At 70.2% G+C, this 18,595-nt stretch carries 18 protein-coding genes; 12 read left to right on the top strand and 6 right to left on the bottom strand.

Annotation, left to right across the window (positions count from 1 at the left end):
* Positions 1-38 precede the first annotated feature (38 nt).
* The 6 genes from ACH4VX_RS04370 to ACH4VX_RS04345 all read left to right on the top strand — a co-directional run bounded on the left by ACH4VX_RS04370 (position 39) and on the right by ACH4VX_RS04345 (position 8,644).
* Entirely contained in the window at positions 39-779 is a 741-nt protein-coding gene (locus ACH4VX_RS04370) for a response regulator transcription factor (protein ID WP_030223674.1), read from the top strand.
* On the top strand, positions 776-1,888 hold the full coding sequence (locus tag ACH4VX_RS04365; RefSeq protein WP_398365811.1) for an ATP-binding protein: 1,113 nt from the start codon (positions 776-778) through the stop codon (positions 1,886-1,888). The genes ACH4VX_RS04370 and ACH4VX_RS04365 overlap by 4 nt, the downstream gene beginning before the upstream one ends.
* Before the next feature lie 291 nt (positions 1,889-2,179).
* Entirely contained in the window at positions 2,180-5,980 is a 3,801-nt protein-coding gene (locus ACH4VX_RS04360; protein ID WP_398365810.1) for a multifunctional oxoglutarate decarboxylase/oxoglutarate dehydrogenase thiamine pyrophosphate-binding subunit/dihydrolipoyllysine-residue succinyltransferase subunit, read from the top strand.
* Between the two features lie 284 nt (positions 5,981-6,264).
* On the top strand, positions 6,265-6,444 hold the full coding sequence (locus ACH4VX_RS04355) for a DUF6104 family protein (protein WP_128557595.1): 180 nt from the start codon (positions 6,265-6,267) through the stop codon (positions 6,442-6,444).
* Positions 6,445-6,738: 294 nt separating this feature from the next.
* Positions 6,739-7,611, top strand: coding sequence for a DUF4097 family beta strand repeat-containing protein (locus tag ACH4VX_RS04350; protein ID WP_398365809.1), 873 nt, complete (start codon positions 6,739-6,741; stop codon positions 7,609-7,611).
* A 1-nt stretch (position 7,612) separates the two neighbouring features.
* Positions 7,613-8,644 (top strand): helix-turn-helix transcriptional regulator, encoded by a 1,032-nt coding sequence (locus tag ACH4VX_RS04345; protein WP_398365808.1) that lies wholly within the window; start codon positions 7,613-7,615, stop codon positions 8,642-8,644.
* 133 nt (positions 8,645-8,777) lie between these two features.
* On the opposite strand, the gene ACH4VX_RS04340 is transcribed toward ACH4VX_RS04345, so the two are convergent.
* The 4 genes from ACH4VX_RS04340 to ACH4VX_RS04325 form a co-directional block, all read right to left on the bottom strand.
* A complete protein-coding gene (locus ACH4VX_RS04340; RefSeq protein ID WP_398365807.1) occupies positions 8,778-9,341 on the bottom strand; it encodes a Clp protease N-terminal domain-containing protein in 564 nt (187 codons plus the stop codon).
* Positions 9,341-9,550, bottom strand: a complete 210-nt coding sequence (locus tag ACH4VX_RS04335) for an HTH domain-containing protein (protein ID WP_030860301.1) — start codon at positions 9,548-9,550, stop codon at positions 9,341-9,343. Before ACH4VX_RS04335 ends, ACH4VX_RS04340 begins: the two co-directional genes overlap by 1 nt.
* 100 nt (positions 9,551-9,650) lie before the next feature.
* Positions 9,651-10,616 (bottom strand): zinc-binding dehydrogenase, encoded by a 966-nt coding sequence (locus tag ACH4VX_RS04330; protein WP_398365806.1) that lies wholly within the window; start codon positions 10,614-10,616, stop codon positions 9,651-9,653.
* A 162-nt stretch (positions 10,617-10,778) separates the two neighbouring features.
* Positions 10,779-12,017 (bottom strand): NADP-dependent malic enzyme, encoded by a 1,239-nt coding sequence (locus ACH4VX_RS04325; protein WP_398365805.1) that lies wholly within the window; start codon positions 12,015-12,017, stop codon positions 10,779-10,781.
* Positions 12,018-12,600: 583 nt separating this feature from the next.
* On the opposite strand from ACH4VX_RS04325, the gene ACH4VX_RS04320 reads away from it, so the two are divergent.
* The 3 genes from ACH4VX_RS04320 to ACH4VX_RS04310 are packed head-to-tail and all read left to right on the top strand — an operon-like array spanning position 12,601 to position 15,310.
* Complete coding sequence (locus ACH4VX_RS04320; protein WP_398365804.1) at positions 12,601-13,563, top strand: ABC transporter substrate-binding protein; 963 nt, start codon at positions 12,601-12,603, stop codon at positions 13,561-13,563.
* A 38-nt stretch (positions 13,564-13,601) separates the two neighbouring features.
* The gene (locus tag ACH4VX_RS04315; protein WP_398365803.1) at positions 13,602-14,540 is read left to right on the top strand and encodes an amino acid ABC transporter permease; all 939 of its coding nucleotides are present in this window, start codon (positions 13,602-13,604) and stop codon (positions 14,538-14,540) included.
* The gene (locus ACH4VX_RS04310) at positions 14,537-15,310 is read left to right on the top strand and encodes an amino acid ABC transporter ATP-binding protein (protein ID WP_398365802.1); all 774 of its coding nucleotides are present in this window, start codon (positions 14,537-14,539) and stop codon (positions 15,308-15,310) included. Before ACH4VX_RS04315 ends, ACH4VX_RS04310 begins: the two co-directional genes overlap by 4 nt.
* 58 nt (positions 15,311-15,368) lie before the next feature.
* Here the strand turns inward: ACH4VX_RS04310 and ACH4VX_RS04305 are convergent, their stop codons facing one another.
* Positions 15,369-16,139: a class I SAM-dependent methyltransferase gene (locus ACH4VX_RS04305; RefSeq protein WP_398365801.1), complete on the bottom strand. Its 771-nt coding sequence runs from the start codon at positions 16,137-16,139 to the stop codon at positions 15,369-15,371.
* 100 nt (positions 16,140-16,239) lie between these two features.
* On the opposite strand from ACH4VX_RS04305, the gene ACH4VX_RS04300 reads away from it, so the two are divergent.
* Complete coding sequence (locus tag ACH4VX_RS04300) at positions 16,240-16,890, top strand: CGNR zinc finger domain-containing protein (RefSeq protein WP_398365800.1); 651 nt, start codon at positions 16,240-16,242, stop codon at positions 16,888-16,890.
* Here ACH4VX_RS04300 and sodX read toward each other — a convergent pair.
* Positions 16,773-17,207, bottom strand: coding sequence for a nickel-type superoxide dismutase maturation protease (gene sodX / locus ACH4VX_RS04295; protein ID WP_398365799.1), 435 nt, complete (start codon positions 17,205-17,207; stop codon positions 16,773-16,775). The genes ACH4VX_RS04300 and sodX overlap by 118 nt on opposite strands.
* 146 nt (positions 17,208-17,353) lie before the next feature.
* On the opposite strand from sodX, the gene sodN reads away from it, so the two are divergent.
* Positions 17,354-17,749, top strand: coding sequence for a superoxide dismutase, Ni (gene sodN / locus ACH4VX_RS04290; protein ID WP_004983535.1), 396 nt, complete (start codon positions 17,354-17,356; stop codon positions 17,747-17,749).
* Positions 17,750-18,171: 422 nt separating this feature from the next.
* A complete protein-coding gene (locus ACH4VX_RS04285; protein WP_398365798.1) occupies positions 18,172-18,594 on the top strand; it encodes a helix-turn-helix transcriptional regulator in 423 nt (140 codons plus the stop codon).
* The last annotated feature ends 1 nt before the right edge of the window (position 18,595 follow it).

Below are 18,595 nucleotides of genomic sequence, written 5' to 3'. Positions count from 1 at the left end.
CCACGGATTCCGGAAAAAGCACACCTCAGGGGCGGGCGATGGAGCAGACACACACCTCCCACAACGGCACGGCCACGACCACCCCCGGCGCCCAGCGCCGGGTCCTGGTGGTCGAGGACGACGCGACGATCGTGGACGCCATCGCGACTCGCCTCCGTGCCGAGGGATTCCTGGTGCAAACGGCGGGCGACGGCCCGTCCGCGGTGGACACGGCGGAGGCCTGGCAGCCCGACCTGCTGATCCTCGACATCATGCTGCCGGGCTTCGACGGTCTGGAGGTCTGCCGGCGCGTGCAGGCCCAGCGGCCGGTGCCGGTGATGATGCTCACCGCGCGCGACGACGAGACCGACATGCTGGTCGGGCTGGGCGTCGGCGCCGACGACTACATGACGAAGCCTTTCTCCATGCGGGAGCTGGCGGCACGCGTGCATGTGCTGCTGCGCCGCATGGAGCGGGCGGCCCTCGCGGCGACGACCCCGCGCAGCGGCATCCTGCGCCTGGGCGAACTGGAGATCGACCACGCGCAGCGCAGGGTGCGGGTGCGCAGCGAGGACGTCCATCTGACGCCCACCGAGTTCGACCTCCTGGTGTGCCTGGCGAACACCCCCCGCGCGGTGCTCTCCCGTGAGCAGCTGCTGGCCGAGGTGTGGGACTGGGCGGACGCCTCCGGCACCCGCACGGTCGACAGCCACATCAAGGCGCTGCGCCGGAAGATCGGCGCCGAGCGCATCCGCACCGTGCACGGCGTGGGCTACGCCCTGGAGACGCCGACGCCATGAGCGACGGTCCGGCCGGACGCGGAGGCCCCGGGGCACGCCGGTCCTGGGGCGGTGTACGTCCGTTCTCGATCAAGACCAAACTGGGTGCGCTGGTCGTCGTCTCGGTCCTGATCACCACGGGGCTGTCGGTGATCGCCGTGCACACCAAGACGGAACTGCGCTTCATCACGATCTTCTCGATGATCGCCACGCTGCTGATCACCCAGTTCGTGGCGCACTCGCTCACCGCGCCGCTGGACGACATGAACGCCGTGGCCCGTTCCATCTCGCACGGCGACTACACCCGCCGGGTGCGCGAGAACCGCTGGGACGAGCTCGGCGACCTGGCCCGGACGATCAACGTCATGGCCGACGAGCTGGAGGCCCAGGACCACCGACGCAAGGAGCTGGTCGCCAACGTCTCGCACGAGCTGCGCACGCCCATCGCGGGCCTGCGCGCGGTGCTGGAGAACATCGTCGACGGCGTCACGCAGGCCGATCCGGAGACGATGCGCACGGCCCTGAAGCAGACCGAGCGGCTGGGACGCCTCGTGGAGACGCTCCTCGACCTGTCCCGCCTGGACAACGGCGTGGTGCCGCTGAAGAAGCGGCGGTTCGAGGTGTGGCCGTATCTGTCCGGCGTGCTGAAGGAGGCCAACATGGTCTCCTCGGCCCGGGCGGGCATGGCCTCCGGATCGGGCAGCCACACCCGTACGGACGTCCATCTGCACCTCGACGTGTCGCCGCCGGAGCTCGTCGCGCACGCCGATCCCGAGCGCATCCACCAGGTCGTCGCCAACCTGATCGACAACGCGGTCAAGCACAGCCCGCCGCACGGCCGGGTGACGGTCCGGGCGCGGCGCGGGGACCGGCCGGAGTCGCTGGAGCTGGAGGTGCTGGACGAGGGTCCCGGCATTCCGCGGGCCGAGTGGCACCGCGTCTTCGAGCGGTTCAACCGGGGCAACGTCAACCGCCCGCACGGTCCGGGCAGCGACGGCGGCACCGGTCTCGGCCTGGCGATCGCCCGCTGGGCCGTCGATCTGCACGGCGGCCGGATCGGAGTGGCCGAATCCGAGCGGGGCTGCCGGATCCTCATCACTCTTCCGGGAGCGTCATCCGTACCAAGTTGACGTAAAGTTCGAAGCGGAGCCGCAAGATCCATCCGTGTTCGCGCTGACGGACACGTGTGATCAGGCACAGGCCCGCGCGAGCTGCGCGTCGGGGCCCGGCTGAGCGATCCCTGATGCGGCCCGAAGAATCGAAACCACGGTTGTTTCCCGCCATTTCCCGCGCCGAAACACGCTCCGCGATGTGACTTACACGACGATGAACGGGCCCGGCCTGACCTTCTCCCTCTTGGGGGCGTAGCCTTTATTTCCGCTGTCCATCATCTTGCGAAGCGGAAGAGGGCGGTTGACGCCGTGTCGCCACAGTCCCCCAGTAACTCGAGCATCTCGACCGACACCGACCAAGCGGGTAAGAACCCCGCTGCGGCCTTCGGTGCCAACGAATGGCTCGTCGACGAGATCTACCAGCAGTACCTCCAGGACCCGAACTCGGTGGACCGAGCCTGGTGGGACTTCTTCGCCGACTACAAGCCGGGCGCGCCTGCGACCTCGGCTCCGGCGGGTACCGCGGCCGCGGGGGCCGCGGGAACCACCACCCCGGCCCAGCCCACCACCCCGGCCCAACCCGCCGCGCCCGCTCCTGCGGCTGCGCAGCCGGCCGCCGAGGCGCCTGCCGCCCCGGCCCAGGCTCCCGCTCCGGCGAAGGCCGCCGCGCCCGCCGCCAAGCCGGCCGCCGCCAAGCCCAAGGCCGAGCCCGCGAGCGAGGCCGGGACCGGTCCCGAGCAGGTCACCCTGCGCGGCCCGTCCGCCGCCGTGGCGAAGAACATGGACGCCTCGCTGGAGCTGCCCACGGCCACGTCCGTGCGCGCGGTCCCGGTGAAGCTGCTGTTCGACAACCGCATCGTCATCAACAACCACCTCAAGCGGGCCCGGGGCGGGAAGATCTCCTTCACGCACCTCATCGGCTACGCGATGGTGCAGGCCATCAAGGCCATGCCGGCGATGAACAACTCGTTCGCGCGGGTGGACGGCAAGCCGACCCTGGTGAAGCCGGAGCACATCAACCTCGGTCTGGCCATCGACCTGGTGAAGCCCAACGGCGACCGCCAGCTGGTCGTCGCGGCCATCAAGAAGGCCGAGACGCTGAACTTCTTCGAGTTCTGGCAGGCCTACGAGGACATCGTCCGTCGCGCCCGCGACAACAAGCTGACGATGGACGACTTCACCGGCGTCACGGTCTCCCTGACCAACCCCGGCGGCCTCGGCACCGTCCACTCCGTGCCGCGCCTGATGCCCGGCCAGTCGGTGATCATGGGCGTCGGCTCCATGGACTACCCGGCGGAGTTCCAGGGCACCTCCCAGGACACCCTGAACAAGCTCGGCATCTCCAAGGTCATGACGCTCACGTCGACCTACGACCACCGGGTGATCCAGGGCGCCGCCTCCGGCGAGTTCCTCCGCGCGGTGGCGAACCTCCTCCTCGGCGAGAAGAACTTCTACGACGAGATCTTCGAGGCGCTGCGCATCCCCTACGAGCCGGTCCGCTGGCTCAAGGACATCGACGCCTCCCACGACGACGACGTCACCAAGGCCGCCCGTGTCTTCGAGCTGATCCACTCCTACCGGGTCCGCGGCCACGTCATGGCCGACACCGACCCGCTGGAGTACCGCCAGCGCAAGCACCCCGACCTGGACATCGTCGAGCACGGCCTCACCCTGTGGGACCTGGAGCGCGAGTTCGCCGTCGGCGGCTTCGCCGGCAAGTCCCTGATGAAGCTGCGCGACATCCTCGGCGTGCTGCGCGACTCGTACTGCCGCACCACCGGTGTCGAGTTCATGCACATCCAGGACCCCAAGCAGCGCAAGTGGATCCAGGACCGCATCGAGCGCTCGCACACCAAGCCGGAGCGCGAGGAGCAGCTGCGCATCCTGCGCCGGCTGAACGCGGCGGAGGCCTTCGAGACCTTCCTGCAGACGAAGTACGTCGGCCAGAAGCGCTTCTCCCTGGAGGGCGGCGAGTCCGTCATCCCGCTGCTGGACGCGGTGCTGGACTCGGCCGCCGAGTCCCGCCTGGACGAGGTCGTCATCGGCATGGCCCACCGCGGCCGGCTGAACGTGCTGGCCAACATCGTCGGCAAGTCGTACGCGCAGATCTTCCGCGAGTTCGAGGGCAACCTCGACCCGAAGTCGATGCACGGCTCCGGCGACGTGAAGTACCACCTGGGCGCCGAGGGCACCTTCACCGGCCTGGACGGCGAGCAGATCAAGGTCTCCCTGGTCGCGAACCCCTCGCACCTGGAGGCGGTGGACCCGGTCCTGGAGGGCGTCTCCCGCGCCAAGCAGGACATCATCGGCAAGGGCGGCACGGACTTCACCGTCCTGCCGGTGGCGATCCACGGCGACGCGGCCTTCGCGGGCCAGGGCGTGGTGGCCGAGACCCTGAACATGTCGCAGCTGCGCGGCTACCGCACCGGCGGCACGGTCCACGTCGTCATCAACAACCAGGTCGGCTTCACGGCCGCGCCCGAGTCGTCGCGCTCGTCGATGTACGCGACGGACGTGGCCCGCATGATCGAGGCCCCGATCTTCCACGTGAACGGCGACGACCCGGAGGCGGTCGTGCGCGTCGCGCGCCTGGCCTTCGAGTTCCGCCAGGCGTTCAACAAGGACGTGGTGATCGACCTCATCTGCTACCGCCGCCGCGGTCACAACGAGTCGGACAACCCGGCCTTCACCCAGCCGCTGATGTACGACCTGATCGACAAGAAGCGCTCGGTGCGCAAGCTGTACACCGAGTCCCTCATCGGTCGCGGCGACATCACCCTGGAAGAGGCCGAGCAGGCGCTGCAGGACTACCAGGGCCAGCTGGAGAAGGTCTTCACGGAGGTCCGCGAGGCCACCTCGCAGCCGGCGTCGGTCGAGTCCCCGGACCCGCAGGCCGAGTTCCCGGTCGCCGTGAACACCGCGGTGACCACGGAGGTCGTCAAGCGGATCGCCGAGTCCCAGGTGAACATCCCCGACCACATCACCGTCCACCCGCGTCTGCTGCCGCAGCTGCAGCGCCGGGCGGCGATGGTCGAGGACGGCACCATCGACTGGGGCATGGGCGAGACCCTCGCCCTCGGCTCGCTGCTCCTGGAAGGCGTCCCGGTCCGGCTCGCCGGCCAGGACTCCCAGCGCGGCACCTTCGGCCAGCGCCACGCGGTCATCATCGACCGCAGCACGGGCGAGGAGTACACGCCGCTGCAGTACCTCTCCGAGGACCAGTCGCGGCTGAACGTCTACAACTCCCTGCTGTCCGAGTACGCGGCGATGGGCTTCGAGTACGGCTACTCGCTGGCCCGCCCCGACGCGCTCGTGCTCTGGGAGGCGCAGTTCGGCGACTTCGTCAACGGCGCGCAGACGGTCGTGGACGAGTTCATCTCGTCGGCCGAGCAGAAGTGGGCCCAGACCTCCGGTGTGGTCCTGCTCCTCCCGCACGGCTACGAGGGCCAGGGCCCGGACCACTCCTCGGCCCGCCCGGAGCGGTTCCTGCAGCTCTGCGCCCAGAACAACATGACGGTCGCGATGCCGACCTCGCCGTCGAACTACTTCCACCTCCTGCGGTGGCAGGCGCACAACCCGCACCACAAGCCGCTGGTCGTCTTCACCCCGAAGTCGATGCTGCGCCTGAAGGCCGCGGCGGCGAAGGCGGAGGAGTTCACCACCGGTCAGTTCCGCCCGGTCATCGGCGACGCCTCGGTCGACCCGGCCGCGGTCAAGAAGGTCGTCTTCACCGCCGGCAAGGTCTACTACGACCTCGAGGCCGAGCGGCAGAAGCGCGGCGCGACGGACGCCGATGCTGCCAATACGGCGATCATCCGCATCGAGCGCCTGTACCCGCTGCCGGGTGCGGAGCTCCAGGCGGAGATCAAGAAGTACCCGAACGCCGAGAAGTACCTGTGGGCCCAGGAGGAGCCGGCGAACCAGGGTGCCTGGCCGTTCATCGCGCTCAACCTGATCGACCACCTCGACCTGGCGGTCGGCGCCGACGTCCCGCACGACGAGCGTCTGCGCCGCATCTCGCGGCCGCACGGCTCGTCGCCGGCGGTCGGCTCCGCGAAGCGCCACCAGGCCGAGCAGGAGCAGCTGGTGCGCGAGGTCTTCGAGGCGTAACCGGAGGCCGTACGCGGGCGGGGGGGGCCCCCCCCCCCCGGGGGGGGGCCCCCCCCCCCCGCCCCCGGAAAACAGGGGAAATCGGATTAACCCCCCCCGGGGGCGGGGGCGCGGCGCAGCGGGCGGCGGGCGCGGGGGGCGGGCCCCGCGCCGCCCCCCCCGCCGGTGCTGGCGCTGGTGGGGGGGGGGTTCTTGGGGGGGGCCCGGGGGGGGGCCGGGGGGGGGCCCCCCCCCCGCCCCGGGGGGGGCGCCCCGCCCGTTTTCCCGCACATATCCTTGTCCTCATGTACTTCACGGACCGTGGCATCGAGGAACTGGAGAAGCGGCGCGGGGAGGAGGAGGTCACCTTCGAGTGGCTGGCCGAGCAATTGCGCACCTTCGTCGACCTCAACCCCGACTTCGAGGTCCCGGTGGAACGCCTCGCCACCTGGCTGGCCCGCCTGGACGACGAGGACGAGGACTAGAACACCCCCTCGCCGACCACGGACAGCCACACACCACCGCCCCGTCCCCGCGGGCAGTCGTGCCGCTGGGGCGGCGCGGGTGGGCGCGACGGCACCCCGCAAACGCCGGGCAGCGCGAACACCCCCGCCCGACACCGACACCGGTGCACACCACCATCACCATCGGCACGGCCACAGGCCGGCGGATCACCAGAACGAGTGTCTTGACTTTCCCCTGCCGCGATATATCGTGAATCACGTAAGACGCGATATGCCGCGTCGTCGTCGACGCTTCGTTCCCAGGAGGTCCCCACCATGTCCGAGTGGTCCGTCGCGGAACCCACGAAGCTCACCTTCGACGCACCCGTGAGCGAGCTGCACGTACGCATCGTCAACGGAACGGTGAACGTCGTGGGCACCGACGAAGGTTCCGCCCGCCTCCAGGTCTCCGACATCGAGGGCCCACCCCTCGTGGTCACCCAGAAGGACGGCACCCTCACGGTGGCCTACGACGACCTGCCCTGGAGGGGCTTCCTCAAGTGGCTCGACCGCAAGGGCCGGTGCCGCAGCGCGACGGTCTCCCTGGCCGTCCCGGCCCGCACCCGGGTAGAGGTGGGCGTGGTCGGCGCCGGCGCCGTGGTCTCCGGCATCAGCGGCCCCGCCGCGGTGAAGGGCGTCGCCGGCGACACCACGCTGGTCGCCCTCTCCGGCCCGGTCCGCGCGGACACCGTGTCCGGGAGCGTGGAGGCGCAGTCCGTCACCGGCGACCTCCGCTTCGCCTCCGTCTCCGGCGATCTCACCGTCGTCGAGGGCTCCGGCCCCTCCGTGCGGGCGGACACGGTCAGCGGCTCCATGATCGTGGACCTCGACCCCGAGGGCCCCACCGACGTCCGGCTGACCAGCGTCTCGGGTGAGATAGCCATCCGGCTGCCCGATCCGGCGGACGCCGAGGTCGAGGCCAACACCGCGAGCGGCGCCATCTCCAACGCCTTCGACGACCTGCGGGTACAGGGCCACTGGGGCGCCCACAACCTCACCGGCCGGCTGGGCGCGGGCAGCGGCAAGCTGCGCGCCACCACCGTCTCCGGCTCCATCGCCCTGCTGCGCCGCCCGACCGGGGAGGACGAGCCCGAACCGCGGGACGGCTCGGGGGACAATGCCGGTACGACCGACAAGAAGGTGCTCTGACATGCCTCCCGTCTTCGCTCACGGACGCCTCCGCCTCTACCTGCTGAAGCTGCTGGACGAGGCCCCGCGTCACGGCTACGAGGTGATCCGCCTCCTCGAGGAACGCTTCCAGGGGCTGTACGCACCGTCGGCGGGCACGGTCTACCCGCGCCTGGCCAAGCTGGAGGCGGAGGGCCTGGTCACCCACACCACCGAGGGCGGCCGCAAGGTGTACTCCATCACGGACGCCGGCCGCGCCGAACTGGCCGACCGCAGTGGCGAGCTGGCCGATCTGGAGCTGGAGATCCGGGAGTCGGTCGCCGAGCTGGCCGCCGAGATCCGGGCCGACGTCAGCGGCGCGGCGGGCGATCTGCGCCGCGAGATGCGGGCCGCGGCGGGCAAGGCCCGCCAGAGCCGTACCGGCGGGGCGTCCCCCGAGGATGAGGGCGTCTTCGGCGACTTCGGGGTCTTCGGCAACAAGGACGCCTGGCACGCCGCCAAGGAGGAGATGCGCCGCGCCAAGCAGGAGTGGAAGGAACAGGCCCGCCGCGCCAAGGACGAGAGCCGCCGCTCCCGCGAGGAGGCCCAGCGTGCCCGCCGCCAGGCCAAGGAGGCCCAGGACAGGGCGCAGGAGGAGGTGCAGCGCATCGCGCGCCAGGTCCAGGAACAGGTGCAGGACCACTTCGCCCGGGGTGACTGGCCGACGGGTCTGCGTGAGGGCCTCGGCGAACTGGCCAAGGAGATGAGCGAGTTCGGCAAGGACTTCGCCTTCGGCCGCACGGGGTCCCCCGGCAGGACCCCGGAGCCGTCGTACTCCCGGCCCCCCGAGGACTTCCCCGCCGACTACACCCCGGCCTGGGCGCACGAGGACGCCTCGGACTCCACCGGTGACCCGGCCCGCGACCTGGACCGCCTGCTGGACCGCTTCCGGGACGACATCCGCGACGCGGCCCGCGACCACGGAGTCACCGCGGACCAGCTCCGCGACGCCCGCCGCCACCTGTCCACGGCGGCGGCACAGATCGGGGCCGTACTGCGCACGCCGAAGCGGTGAGTCTCCTGGCCCGACCGGACACGACCGGGCCCGCACCGGCCCACTCGAACCGGGCCGGTGCCCCTGGGCTCACCCACTCCGACGAGCCCCGGTCCGACAGGACACCCCAGGCCCGACCGGACCTGCGCCGGCGTCAGCCCGCCTTGGCTTCGCCGCCCCCGTAGAGGACCCGGGTCACGGACTCGTGCGTCACGCCGTGGTCGGCGAGGACCTCGGCGGGGACGCCGGGGCGGACGGTCAGGGAGAGCAGAAGGTGCTCGTCGCCGATATGGCGGTCGCGCAGGGCGGTGGCGGCGCGCAGGGCACCCGTGAGGACGTCCTTGGCCGCGCGGTCGAAGGGCCGGTGTCCCGACCACCGGCCCCCGGCCTTCCGGTCGCCGGACATCGCCCCGGCCCCGTGCACCTCCTCCACCCGGGCCACGATCTCCGACACGTCGATGCCGAGCCCGGCGAGGGCGTCGGTCTCGGCCTGCGTCAGCCCGGCCCGCCGCCGGGCCTCCCCCAGCGCCGCCCGCACCGACTCCCGTCGCTCACCGGCACCGAGGGCGGCCAGTACGAACGAGGCCCGGCTCCCTTCCCGGTCGAGCAGGGCCAGCAGCAGATGCTCGGCACCGACCCGCTCGGCCCCCGTCTCCTCCGCGTGCCCGACCGCCCCCTTCACCACGTCACGGGCGTCCTTCGTGAACCGCTCGAACATCAATGCCTCCCGTACTTCTTGTGCACGGCCTGCCTGCTGACCCCGAGCTCGGTGGCGATCTCCTGCCACGACCAGCCCTGATTGCGCGCGTTGCGCACCTGCACGGTCTCCAGTTGCTCCAGCAGCCGGCGCAGGGCGGCGACGGCCCGCAGGCCGACCCGTGGGTCGCGATCGCCCGCACGCTCGGCGAGGTCGGTTGCCTCAGTCATGACGTCAACGTACGTTGACACCTCCTCGATGTCAATCCCGGTTGACATGCCGACGGCCGGCCCGGAGAACCGGACCGGCCGTCGGGGCGAGCCCCGACCCTCAGGGATTCGTGAGCACGATCTTGCCGAACTGCCCGCCGGACTCCATCCGTTCGAAGCCCTCCCGTGCCCGGTCCATCGGCAGCGCCTCGTCGATGACGGGCCGTACACCGGTGGCGGCGCAGAAGGAGAGCAGATCCTCCAGCTCGTCCTTGGTGCCCATGGTCGACCCGACGACCTTGAGCTCCAGGAAGAAGATCCGGGTCAGCTCGGCATGCGAGGGCCGGTCACCACTGGTGGCGCCGGAGATCACCAACGTGCCGCCGGGGCGCAGCGACTTCACCGAGTGGGACCAGGTGGCCGCCCCCACGGTCTCGATCACCGCGTCGACCCGCTGCGGCAGCCGCGCCCCCGGCTCCACGGCGTCCACGGCCCCGAGCTCCAGCGCCCGCTTCCGCTTGGCCTCGTCCCGGCTGGTGGCGAAGACCCGCAGCCCCGCGGCCTTGCCGAGCACGATCGCGGCGGTGGCGACACCGCCCCCGGCCCCCTGCACCAGTACGGAATCCCCGGGCCGCACCCCGGCGTTGGTGAACAGCATCCGGTACGCGGTCAGCCAGGCGGTCGGCAGACAGGCGGCCTCCTCGAAGGAGAGCTCCTTCGGCTTGGGCAGGACGTTCCAGGTGGGCACGGCGACCTGCTCCGCGAACGTGCCCTGGTAGCGCTCGGTCAGGATGGACCGGGGCTCCTCGGGGCCGACCCCGTGCCCGCTCTGGCCGATCACGGAGTGCAGGACGACCTCGTTGCCGTCCTCGTCGACGCCGGCGGCGTCGCAGCCGAGGATCATCGGCAGTTTGTCCTCCGCGAGGCCGACGCCCCGCAGGGACCAGAGGTCATGATGGTTGAGGGAGGCGGCCTTGACCGTGACGGTGCTCCAGCCGGGCCGGGTCTCGGGAGCGGGGCGCTCTCCCGACTCCAGACCCGCGAGCGGCTGGTCGCGGTCGATTCGGGCGGCGTAGACGGCGAACATGACCTTGACGATAGGTTCCCCGCCCCGCCGAAGGAACCAGGCCCCGCTGTGAGACACGCCCTCTTGCCACACCGCGGGATCCGCCACCCGGGCGGCCCAAGCGCCCGACAGAGAAAACCGGCCCCGTCCACCAGGGGACGGGGCCGGCCGGCGATCCGCGCGTCAGCGACGGGCGACACCCTCCGCCCGGGCGGCCGCGGCCACCGCCGCCGTCACCGCGGGGGCGACCCGCTCGTCGAACGGGGACGGGATGACGTAGTCGGCGGCGAGATCGTCACCCACCACCGAGGCCAGCGCCTCGGCCGCCGCCAGCTTCATCCCCTCGGTGATCCGGGAGGCCCGCACCTGCAGCGCCCCCGCGAAGATCCCGGGGAACGCCAGCACGTTGTTGATCTGGTTCGGGAAGTCCGACCGTCCGGTGGCCACGACCGCCGCGTACTTGTGCGCGATTTCCGGGTGCACCTCCGGGTCGGGGTTGGCCATGGCGAAGACGAACGCGCCCTCGGCCATCGACGCCACCGCCGGCTCCGGCACCGTGCCGCCGGAGACCCCGATGAAGACATCGGCACCGGCCAGCGCGGTCTCCAGCGAGCCGGAGATCCCGCCCTTGTTCGTGAACGACGCCAGCTCCGCCTTGATCGGCGTGAGGTCCTCGCGGTCCCGCGACACGACGCCCTTGCGGTCGGCCACGGCGACATCGCCGATACCGGCCTCGATCAGCATCTTGGCGATCGCGACACCCGCGGCGCCCGCCCCCGAGATCACGGCGCGCAGCTCACCGAGGGGCCGTCCGCTCAGCCGCGCGGCGTTCCGCAGCGCGGCCAGCGTCACGACCGCCGTGCCGTGCTGGTCGTCGTGGAAGACCGGGATGTCCAGCCGCTCCTGCAGCCGCTTCTCGATCTCGAAGCAGCGGGGCGCGGAGATGTCCTCCAGGTTCACCCCGCCGAAGGAGGGGGCGAGCCGGACCACGGTCTCGACGATCTCGTCCACGTCGGTGCAGTTCAGGGCGATCGGGACCGCGTCCACGCCGCCGAACTGCTTGAAGAGGATGGCCTTGCCCTCCATCACCGGGAGGGAGGCCTCGGGCCCGATGTCACCGAGCCCCAGCACTGCCGTACCGTCCGTCACGACGGCGACGACCTGCGACTTCCACGTGTAGTCGTGGACGAGGTCCGGCTGCTCGGCGATCGCGCTGCACACCTTCGCGACGCCGGGTGTGTAAGCCAGGGACAGATCGTCCTTGTCGCGGATCGGCACGGTGGCCTGCACAGCCATCTTGCCGCCGCGGTGCAGCGCGAACGCCGGGTCGAAGGAGTCGAGGGGCTCGGCCCCGTCGCCCTGCTCCGTACGACCGTTCCGGCTTTCGCTGTCGCTGCGAGGATTGACAATCTCCGCTGCCACTTGGTTTTACCCCTTAAGTGTTCATGGTTTGAGGGTTGCCACTCCTGGTGAGGGGTGGGCGGGACCGCGCAAGGCCCGGAGGGTTGATGCGTACGGGCCGAACGCGACGGGCGCGCCGCACACGCGCCCTGAGCCCCGGATGAGGGGTGTAAAGAACCTTCTTACCGGACGGACGCTGTCGGCGACGAGTCCATAACGCGAAGGTCACATGCCGCCGACCTGAATTGTCATCCGATACAAGGACAAGGCCTGTACGAACAACCAGCAAGTCCGCAATCACGACAAAACCCACGGCGGACGGGTCCATATCCTGGGATGCACCGAAAATCTTCCGGCCGGAACGGCCGATTCCCGCAGACTGTCCGGCCAGATGTCCCGGAGTGATGCGGTTCGGGGAGCACCCGTTATCCGATTTTGACATCGCGGGCCCCCTGAATGGCTCAGACCGAATGGCAAGATGCCGTAATCGCACGAGGTCGCGACACTCGAAGACGTGTGTTCTCGTCGACCTGCGGCACTGTCGATACCCGTCGGCAGTGGCCCACCCATCGGCATCTCCACCCATCCGCCGGAGGAACCCACCATGACCGCAAGCACCACCCGTCGTACCACCGCCGCGAAGTCCCGGCTAGCAGCGGTCGGCGCGATCGCGGTCGCAGGCGCACTGCTTCTCACCGGCTGCGGTGACCAGACCAAGGACAAGGGCTCCAGCGAGAGCCAGTCCGAGAGCAAGGCCCCGCTGGCCGACAAGCTCCCCCAGGCGATCCGCGACAAGGGCGTCGTCAAGGTCGGTTCGGACATCGCCTACGCACCGGTCGAGTTCAAGGACGACGCCGGCAAGGTGGTCGGTATCGACCCGGACCTCGCGGCGGCGATGGGCAAGCAGCTCGGCGTGACCTTCGAGTTCGAGAACGCCACCTTCGACACGCTCGTCGGCGGTCTCGCCTCCAAGCGCTACGACGTGGCCATGTCGGCCATGACCGACACCAAGGACCGCCAGGAGGGCGTCGACGCCGACACCGGCAAGAAGGTCGGCGCGGGCGTCGACTTCGTCGACTACTTCACCGCGGGCGTCTCGCTGTACACCAACAAGGGCGACAGCCAGGGGATCAAGACCTGGGACGACCTCTGCGGCAAGACCATGGCCGTGCAGCGCAACACCTTCTCCCACGACCTGGCCAAGGACCAGGCGAAGAAGTGCGAGAAGGACGGCAAGGAGACCCTGAAGGTCGAGGAGTTCGACACCAACCCCGAGGCCGAGACCCGGATGCGCTCCAAGGGCGCGGACGTCGTCTCCGCCGACTTCCCGATCGCCGCCTACTCCGTGAAGAACTCCGGCGGCGGCGAGTACTTCGAGATCGTCGGCGACCAGGTCGAGGCGGGCCCGTACGGCATCGCCGTCGCCAAGGGCAACACCGAACTGCGCGACGCGCTCCAGGCCGCGGTCCAGGCGCTCATCGACAACGGCGAGTACAAGAAGATCATCGAAAAGTGGGGTGTCGCGGACGGCGCCATCACCGAAGCCAAGATCAACGGCGGTTCCTGAACCAACCCCGTTCGATTCGGCTCTGAAAGGCTCCACCCGTGACTGTTGACGTCAACAAGACGGACGGTCCCGGCGCGACGCCCCCCGCCGGGCCGGAGGCCATCAAGGCCATTCCGGTCCGGCACCCGGGGCGGTACGTGTCCGCGGTCGTCGCGCTGGCCCTCTTGGGCGCGGTCGTCTACGCCTTCGCACAAGGCAAGATCAACTGGGGCGCGATCCCCCAGTACTTCTTCGACGGCCGCATCCTCGACGGCGTATGGAACACCCTGCTGCTCACGGTGCTGTCGATGGTGATCGGCATCGCCGGCGGCATCCTGCTCGCCGTGATGCGCCTGTCGAAGAACCCGGTGACCTCGTCGATCGCCTGGTTCTACATCTGGTTCTTCCGCGGCACCCCGGTCCTGGTCCAGCTCTTCGTCTGGTTCAACCTCGGCCTGGTGTTCGAGTACATCAACCTGGGGCCGGTCTACAAGGACTATTGGTCGTCCTTCATGACGCCGCTGCTGACGGCGCTGCTCGGCCTGGGCCTCAACGAGGCCGCGTACATGGCCGAAATCTGCCGCGCCGGCCTGCTCTCGGTCGACGAGGGACAGACCGAGGCGTCGCACGCCCTGGGCATGAGCCACACGAAGACGCTCCGCCGGATCGTCGTTCCGCAGGCGATGCGGGTGATCGTGCCGCCCACCGGCAACGAAGTCATCAACATGCTGAAGACGACCTCGCTCGTCTCCGCGGTGCAGTTCGCCGAGCTCTTCCAGGAGGCCAAGGACATCGGTCAGAACTCGGGCTCCCCGGTGGAGATGTACTTCCTCGCCGCCGCCTGGTACCTGATCATGACCTCGATCCTGAGCGTCGGCCAGTACTACGTCGAGCGCCACTACGCCCGCGGCGCCCTGCGCGCCCTGCCGCCGACACCGCTGCAGCGCTTCAAGGCGGCCGTCCTGCCCACGCGCCGCGCGAAGGGAGTCACGGCATGACGCAGTCCTCCCCCGCCATGGTCAAGGCCGAGGGGGTCCACAAGTCCTTCGGCCAGGTCGAGGTCCTCAAGGGCATCGACCTGGAGGTGAAGTCCGGCGAGGTGTTCTGCCTCATCGGCCCCTCCGGCTCCGGCAAGTCCACCTTCCTCAGGTGTATCAACCACCTCGAGAAGATCAACGCCGGACGTCTGTACGTCGACGGCGAGCTGGTCGGCTACCGCCAGAAGGGCGACAAGCTCTACGAGCTGCGGGACAGCGAGGTCGCCCTCAAGCGCCGGGACATCGGCATGGTCTTCCAGCGCTTCAACCTGTTCCCGCACATGACGGCCGTGGAGAACGTCATGGAGGCTCCGGTCCAGGTCAAGGGCATGAGCAAGAACCAGGCCAGGGAGCGCGCCACGCAGCTCCTGGACCGCGTGGGCCTGGGCGACAAGGCCGGCAACTACCCCTCGCAGCTCTCCGGCGGTCAGCAGCAGCGGGTCGCGATCGCGCGGGCCCTCGCGATGGACCCGAAGCTGATGCTCTTCGACGAGCCGACCTCGGCGCTCGACCCGGAGCTGGTCGGTGACGTCCTCGACGTCATGCGCGACCTCGCCGAGTCCGGTATGACGATGGTCGTCGTCACCCACGAGATGGGCTTCGCCCGCGAGGTGGGCGACAGCCTGGTCTTCATGGACGGCGGTGTGGTGGTCGAGTCGGGCAACCCGCGCGACGTCCTGACCGACCCGCAGCACGAGCGCACGAAGGCGTTCCTGTCCAAGGTGCTCTGAAGCGGACACGCGAAGGGGCGGTACGGAGTCCGTACCGCCCCTTCGCGTTCCCCTCCGGTTACCTCAGCGCCAGCAGCAACGTGTCCGACGGCGAGCACCACACCGCCCGCGCCTCGCCGAACCCCTTCTCGCGCAGCACGCGCGCGTGCCAGGCGGCCGGCGGCATGTCACCGTCGGCGTGCTCTCCGTAGATCTCGAACCGGCGGGCCGTCGGTCCGGCGAGGACCGGGTCCTTCGCGGCGAGCTGCCACCACTCGGCCCAGTCGAGGGCGCCGTCCCGCTTGGCCTGATCCATGCGGGCGTGGCGCAGGACGCGCTCGGCGGCGTTGATCCGGGGCGTCGCATCGTCGATCATGTGGTCCGCGTTCATGAAGACACCGCCGTCGCGGACGAGCCCCGCGATGTGCCCGTAGAGGTCCGCGAGGGGTTCCCGGTGCAACCAGTGGAGGGCCGTCGCGGTCAGCACGGCGTCGTAGGAGTCGTACGGCAGCTTCGCCGGCCACTCGGGGTCCTTGAGGTCGGCCGTCACGAAGGAGACCCGTTCGTCCCCCGCGAAGGTGCCCTCCGCGATGGCGAGCAGCGCCGGGTCCAGGTCGACACCGGTGCTGGTGGCGTCCGGGAACCGGTCGAACAGCCGGGCGGTGATGCTGCCCGTGCCGCAGGCGAGGTCGAGCACGCGCGGCGAGGTGCCGACGAGGGCCTCCACCATGTCGAGCATGACCCGGAAGCGTTCCTCGCGGTCCGGCATGTACCACTCCTGCTGCCGGTCCCAGCTCTCCTGCCAGGCCCGCCAGTCGGCGGCGGCCGTGGTGGTCTCCGCGTCCGTCATCGAGCGTCTCCCTCACGTACGTCTCGTAATACCCTGGATATGCGATCGCCTGTTACAAGACCGCGCTCCCGACGATAGAGCCCCTGCGTAAGGACTACAAGTGGAACTGGCCTATTACTCGGACTACGCCGTACGCCTCGTCAACACCGAGGAACCGGCCCGGGGGAAGGACACACTGACCTCGGTCGAGGCCGTCCGCGATCTGTTCGGCGCCAACCAGTCGGCCGCCCGGCGCACCACCGACGCCGATGTGACGCGGTTCCGCTCGGTCCGGGCCAGGCTCCGCTCGGTCTTCGAGGCGGCGGACGGCGGCGACGAGACCCTCGCCGTCGACCTGCTGAACTCACTGCTGCTGGAGTTCCCGGTCAGCCCGCAGATCTCCGGGCACGACTTCCGCGACGACGACGGCCGCCCGCTGTGGCACATGCACCTGGCCGACCACCCGTCCAACGCCACCGCCGGCTATGCCGCCACCGCCGCGATGGGCCTGGCCTTCCACCTCACCGAGTACGGCGTGGACCGCCTCGGCCTGTGTGAGGCGTCGCCCTGCCGCAACGCCTACCTGGACACCTCCACCAACCGCTCCCGCCGCTACTGCTCCGACCGCTGCGCCACCCGCGCCAACGTGGCCGCCTACCGCGCCCGCAAACGCCTGGAGGCCGACCGGCCGGAGAACACGGGCCGGGCCGACGACAGCGCCCAGCCCACCACGGCCAGCGGCGAACGCCGCTCGGAACCACGCGGCCGGTAACGGAACCGGACCCGGCCGAGCACCAGTTCGTCGGGCACCACCCCGTAGTCGGTGCTGTCACCGCCCGCGAACGCGTTGTCCCCGAGCACCCACCAGCCGCCCTCCCGCCGCTCGGCGGCCCGCTTGACGACGAGCAGGTCCTGCTGGAACGGATGCCGCAGCACGATCACGTCTCCGCGTTTGACCCGGGCGCCGTAGTGCACCAGGAGCCGGTCCCCGTGGTGCAGCGTGGGCACCATGGAGGGCCCGGTCACCTCGGCCACCCCGAAGGGCAGTGGCGCCCTCGCCCGCTCGGCGTCCTGCGACAGCTCCGGCATCACCCGGCACCTCCCCGGTTCGTCCTCCGCCAGTCCCAGTGTGACCCCGGACTTTTGTCCTAAGCCCGTGGGGGCACCCGCGAAAAGCCGTCCGTCACGGAGTAATGTCCAGTGTGAGAAGACGATCACGAGGAAGGAAACGCTCCATGCTTTCCCGCCTGTTTGCCCCCAAGGTCAAGGTCAGCGCCCACTGCGACCTGCCCTGCGGCGTGTACGACCCGGCCCAGGCCCGCATCGAGGCGGAGTCGGTGAAGGCCGTCCAGGAGAAGATGGCCGGCAACGACGACCCGCACTTCCAGGCCCGTGCCACGGTCATCAAGGAGCAGCGCGCCGAGTTGGCGAAGCACCACGTCTCCGTGCTGTGGAGCGACTACTTCAAGCCCCCGCACTTCGAGAAGTACCCGGAGCTGCACCAGCTGGTCAACGACACCCTGAAGGCCCTCTCGGCCGCCAAGGCGTCGACGGACCCGGCGACCGGCCAGAAGGCCCTGGACTACATCGCCCAGATCGACAAGATCTTCTGGGAGACCAAGAAGGCCTGACCTTCGTGCCTTCCGACCTGCGATTCACCTCGTTTTGCAGCGTCACCCACCCGCACCCGGCCCGCAGACCGCCGACCACGGCACCTCTGACGGTCCGGGTGCGGTCTGCTTCACCCCGGCAGTGGTGAACGTGCGACCGCGGGCGATCGGACGCCGATCCTGCCGGAAGCGGCGCGGACCCGGCTTGCCGGACAGGTCCTCGGCCAACCACGCGCGCGCTACATCGGGTTGCTCCTCGGCGTCGCCGACGGCGTCCGGCTCCGCGGCAGCCGGGGCGGGCACCGGAGTCCGTGCCGCCGAACACCCTCTTCCCGGTCCGCCGCCCGGGCGGCGACGCCGGCCCGGAGGTCGTACGCGTCCGTGACCTCCTCCGTCTCCCGGGACGGCTGCCCCGGTCACGCGGGGCGTGAAATGCTGGGCGGATGGAGCTGGAGGATCTGGTACGGCTGCGGCGGACCCGGGACCGGATGGACCGGGAGTACGCCGAACCGCTCGATGTCACGGAGCTGGCGCGGACCGCGCTGATGTCGCCCGGTCACTTCCAGCGCAGCTTCCGCGCGGCGTACGGGCAGACGCCGTACGCCTATCTCATGACCCGGCGCATCGAGCGCGCCAAGGCGTTGTTGCGGCGGGGCGATCTCACGGTGACGGAGGTGTGCCTCGCGGTCGGCTGCACCTCGCTCGGTTCGTTCAGCTCCCGGTTCACCGAGCTGGTCGGGGAGACGCCGAGCGCGTACCGTGCCCGGTCGCACGAGGAGAGCGCGGTCATTCCGCCGTGCGTGGCCCGGATGTACACCCGGCCGGTCCGGGGCCGGGCCCGGGTCGATCCGAGCGAAACCTTTTAGC

The sequence above is a fragment of the Streptomyces sp. NPDC020731 genome, from assembly GCF_044334705.1.
GTDB lineage: Bacteria > Actinomycetota > Actinomycetes > Streptomycetales > Streptomycetaceae > Streptomyces.
Note: the sequence above shows the minus strand (reverse complement) of the source record. Positions and strands in the feature narration are given on the sequence as shown.

Excerpts from the sequence above, each read along its gene's own strand:
- ACH4VX_RS04370 (WP_030223674.1), top strand. The coding sequence starts at position 39 with ATGGAGCAGACACACACCTCCCACAACGGCACGGCCACGACCACCCCC.
- ACH4VX_RS04335 (WP_030860301.1), bottom strand. The coding sequence starts at position 9,550 with ATGACTGAGGCAACCGACCTCGCCGAGCGTGCGGGCGATCGCGACCCA.
- sodN (WP_004983535.1), top strand. The coding sequence starts at position 17,354 with ATGCTTTCCCGCCTGTTTGCCCCCAAGGTCAAGGTCAGCGCCCACTGC.
- ACH4VX_RS04340 (WP_398365807.1), bottom strand. The coding sequence starts at position 9,341 with ATGTTCGAGCGGTTCACGAAGGACGCCCGTGACGTGGTGAAGGGGGCG.
- ACH4VX_RS04330 (WP_398365806.1), bottom strand. The coding sequence starts at position 10,616 with ATGTTCGCCGTCTACGCCGCCCGAATCGACCGCGACCAGCCGCTCGCG.
- ACH4VX_RS04285 (WP_398365798.1), top strand. The coding sequence starts at position 18,172 with ATGGAGCTGGAGGATCTGGTACGGCTGCGGCGGACCCGGGACCGGATG.
- ACH4VX_RS04365 (WP_398365811.1), top strand. The coding sequence starts at position 776 with ATGAGCGACGGTCCGGCCGGACGCGGAGGCCCCGGGGCACGCCGGTCC.
- ACH4VX_RS04305 (WP_398365801.1), bottom strand. The coding sequence starts at position 16,139 with ATGACGGACGCGGAGACCACCACGGCCGCCGCCGACTGGCGGGCCTGG.
- ACH4VX_RS04345 (WP_398365808.1), top strand. The coding sequence starts at position 7,613 with ATGCCTCCCGTCTTCGCTCACGGACGCCTCCGCCTCTACCTGCTGAAG.
- ACH4VX_RS04310 (WP_398365802.1), top strand. The coding sequence starts at position 14,537 with ATGACGCAGTCCTCCCCCGCCATGGTCAAGGCCGAGGGGGTCCACAAG.
- sodX (WP_398365799.1), bottom strand. The coding sequence starts at position 17,207 with ATGCCGGAGCTGTCGCAGGACGCCGAGCGGGCGAGGGCGCCACTGCCC.
- ACH4VX_RS04320 (WP_398365804.1), top strand. The coding sequence starts at position 12,601 with ATGACCGCAAGCACCACCCGTCGTACCACCGCCGCGAAGTCCCGGCTA.
- ACH4VX_RS04355 (WP_128557595.1), top strand. The coding sequence starts at position 6,265 with ATGTACTTCACGGACCGTGGCATCGAGGAACTGGAGAAGCGGCGCGGG.
- ACH4VX_RS04350 (WP_398365809.1), top strand. The coding sequence starts at position 6,739 with ATGTCCGAGTGGTCCGTCGCGGAACCCACGAAGCTCACCTTCGACGCA.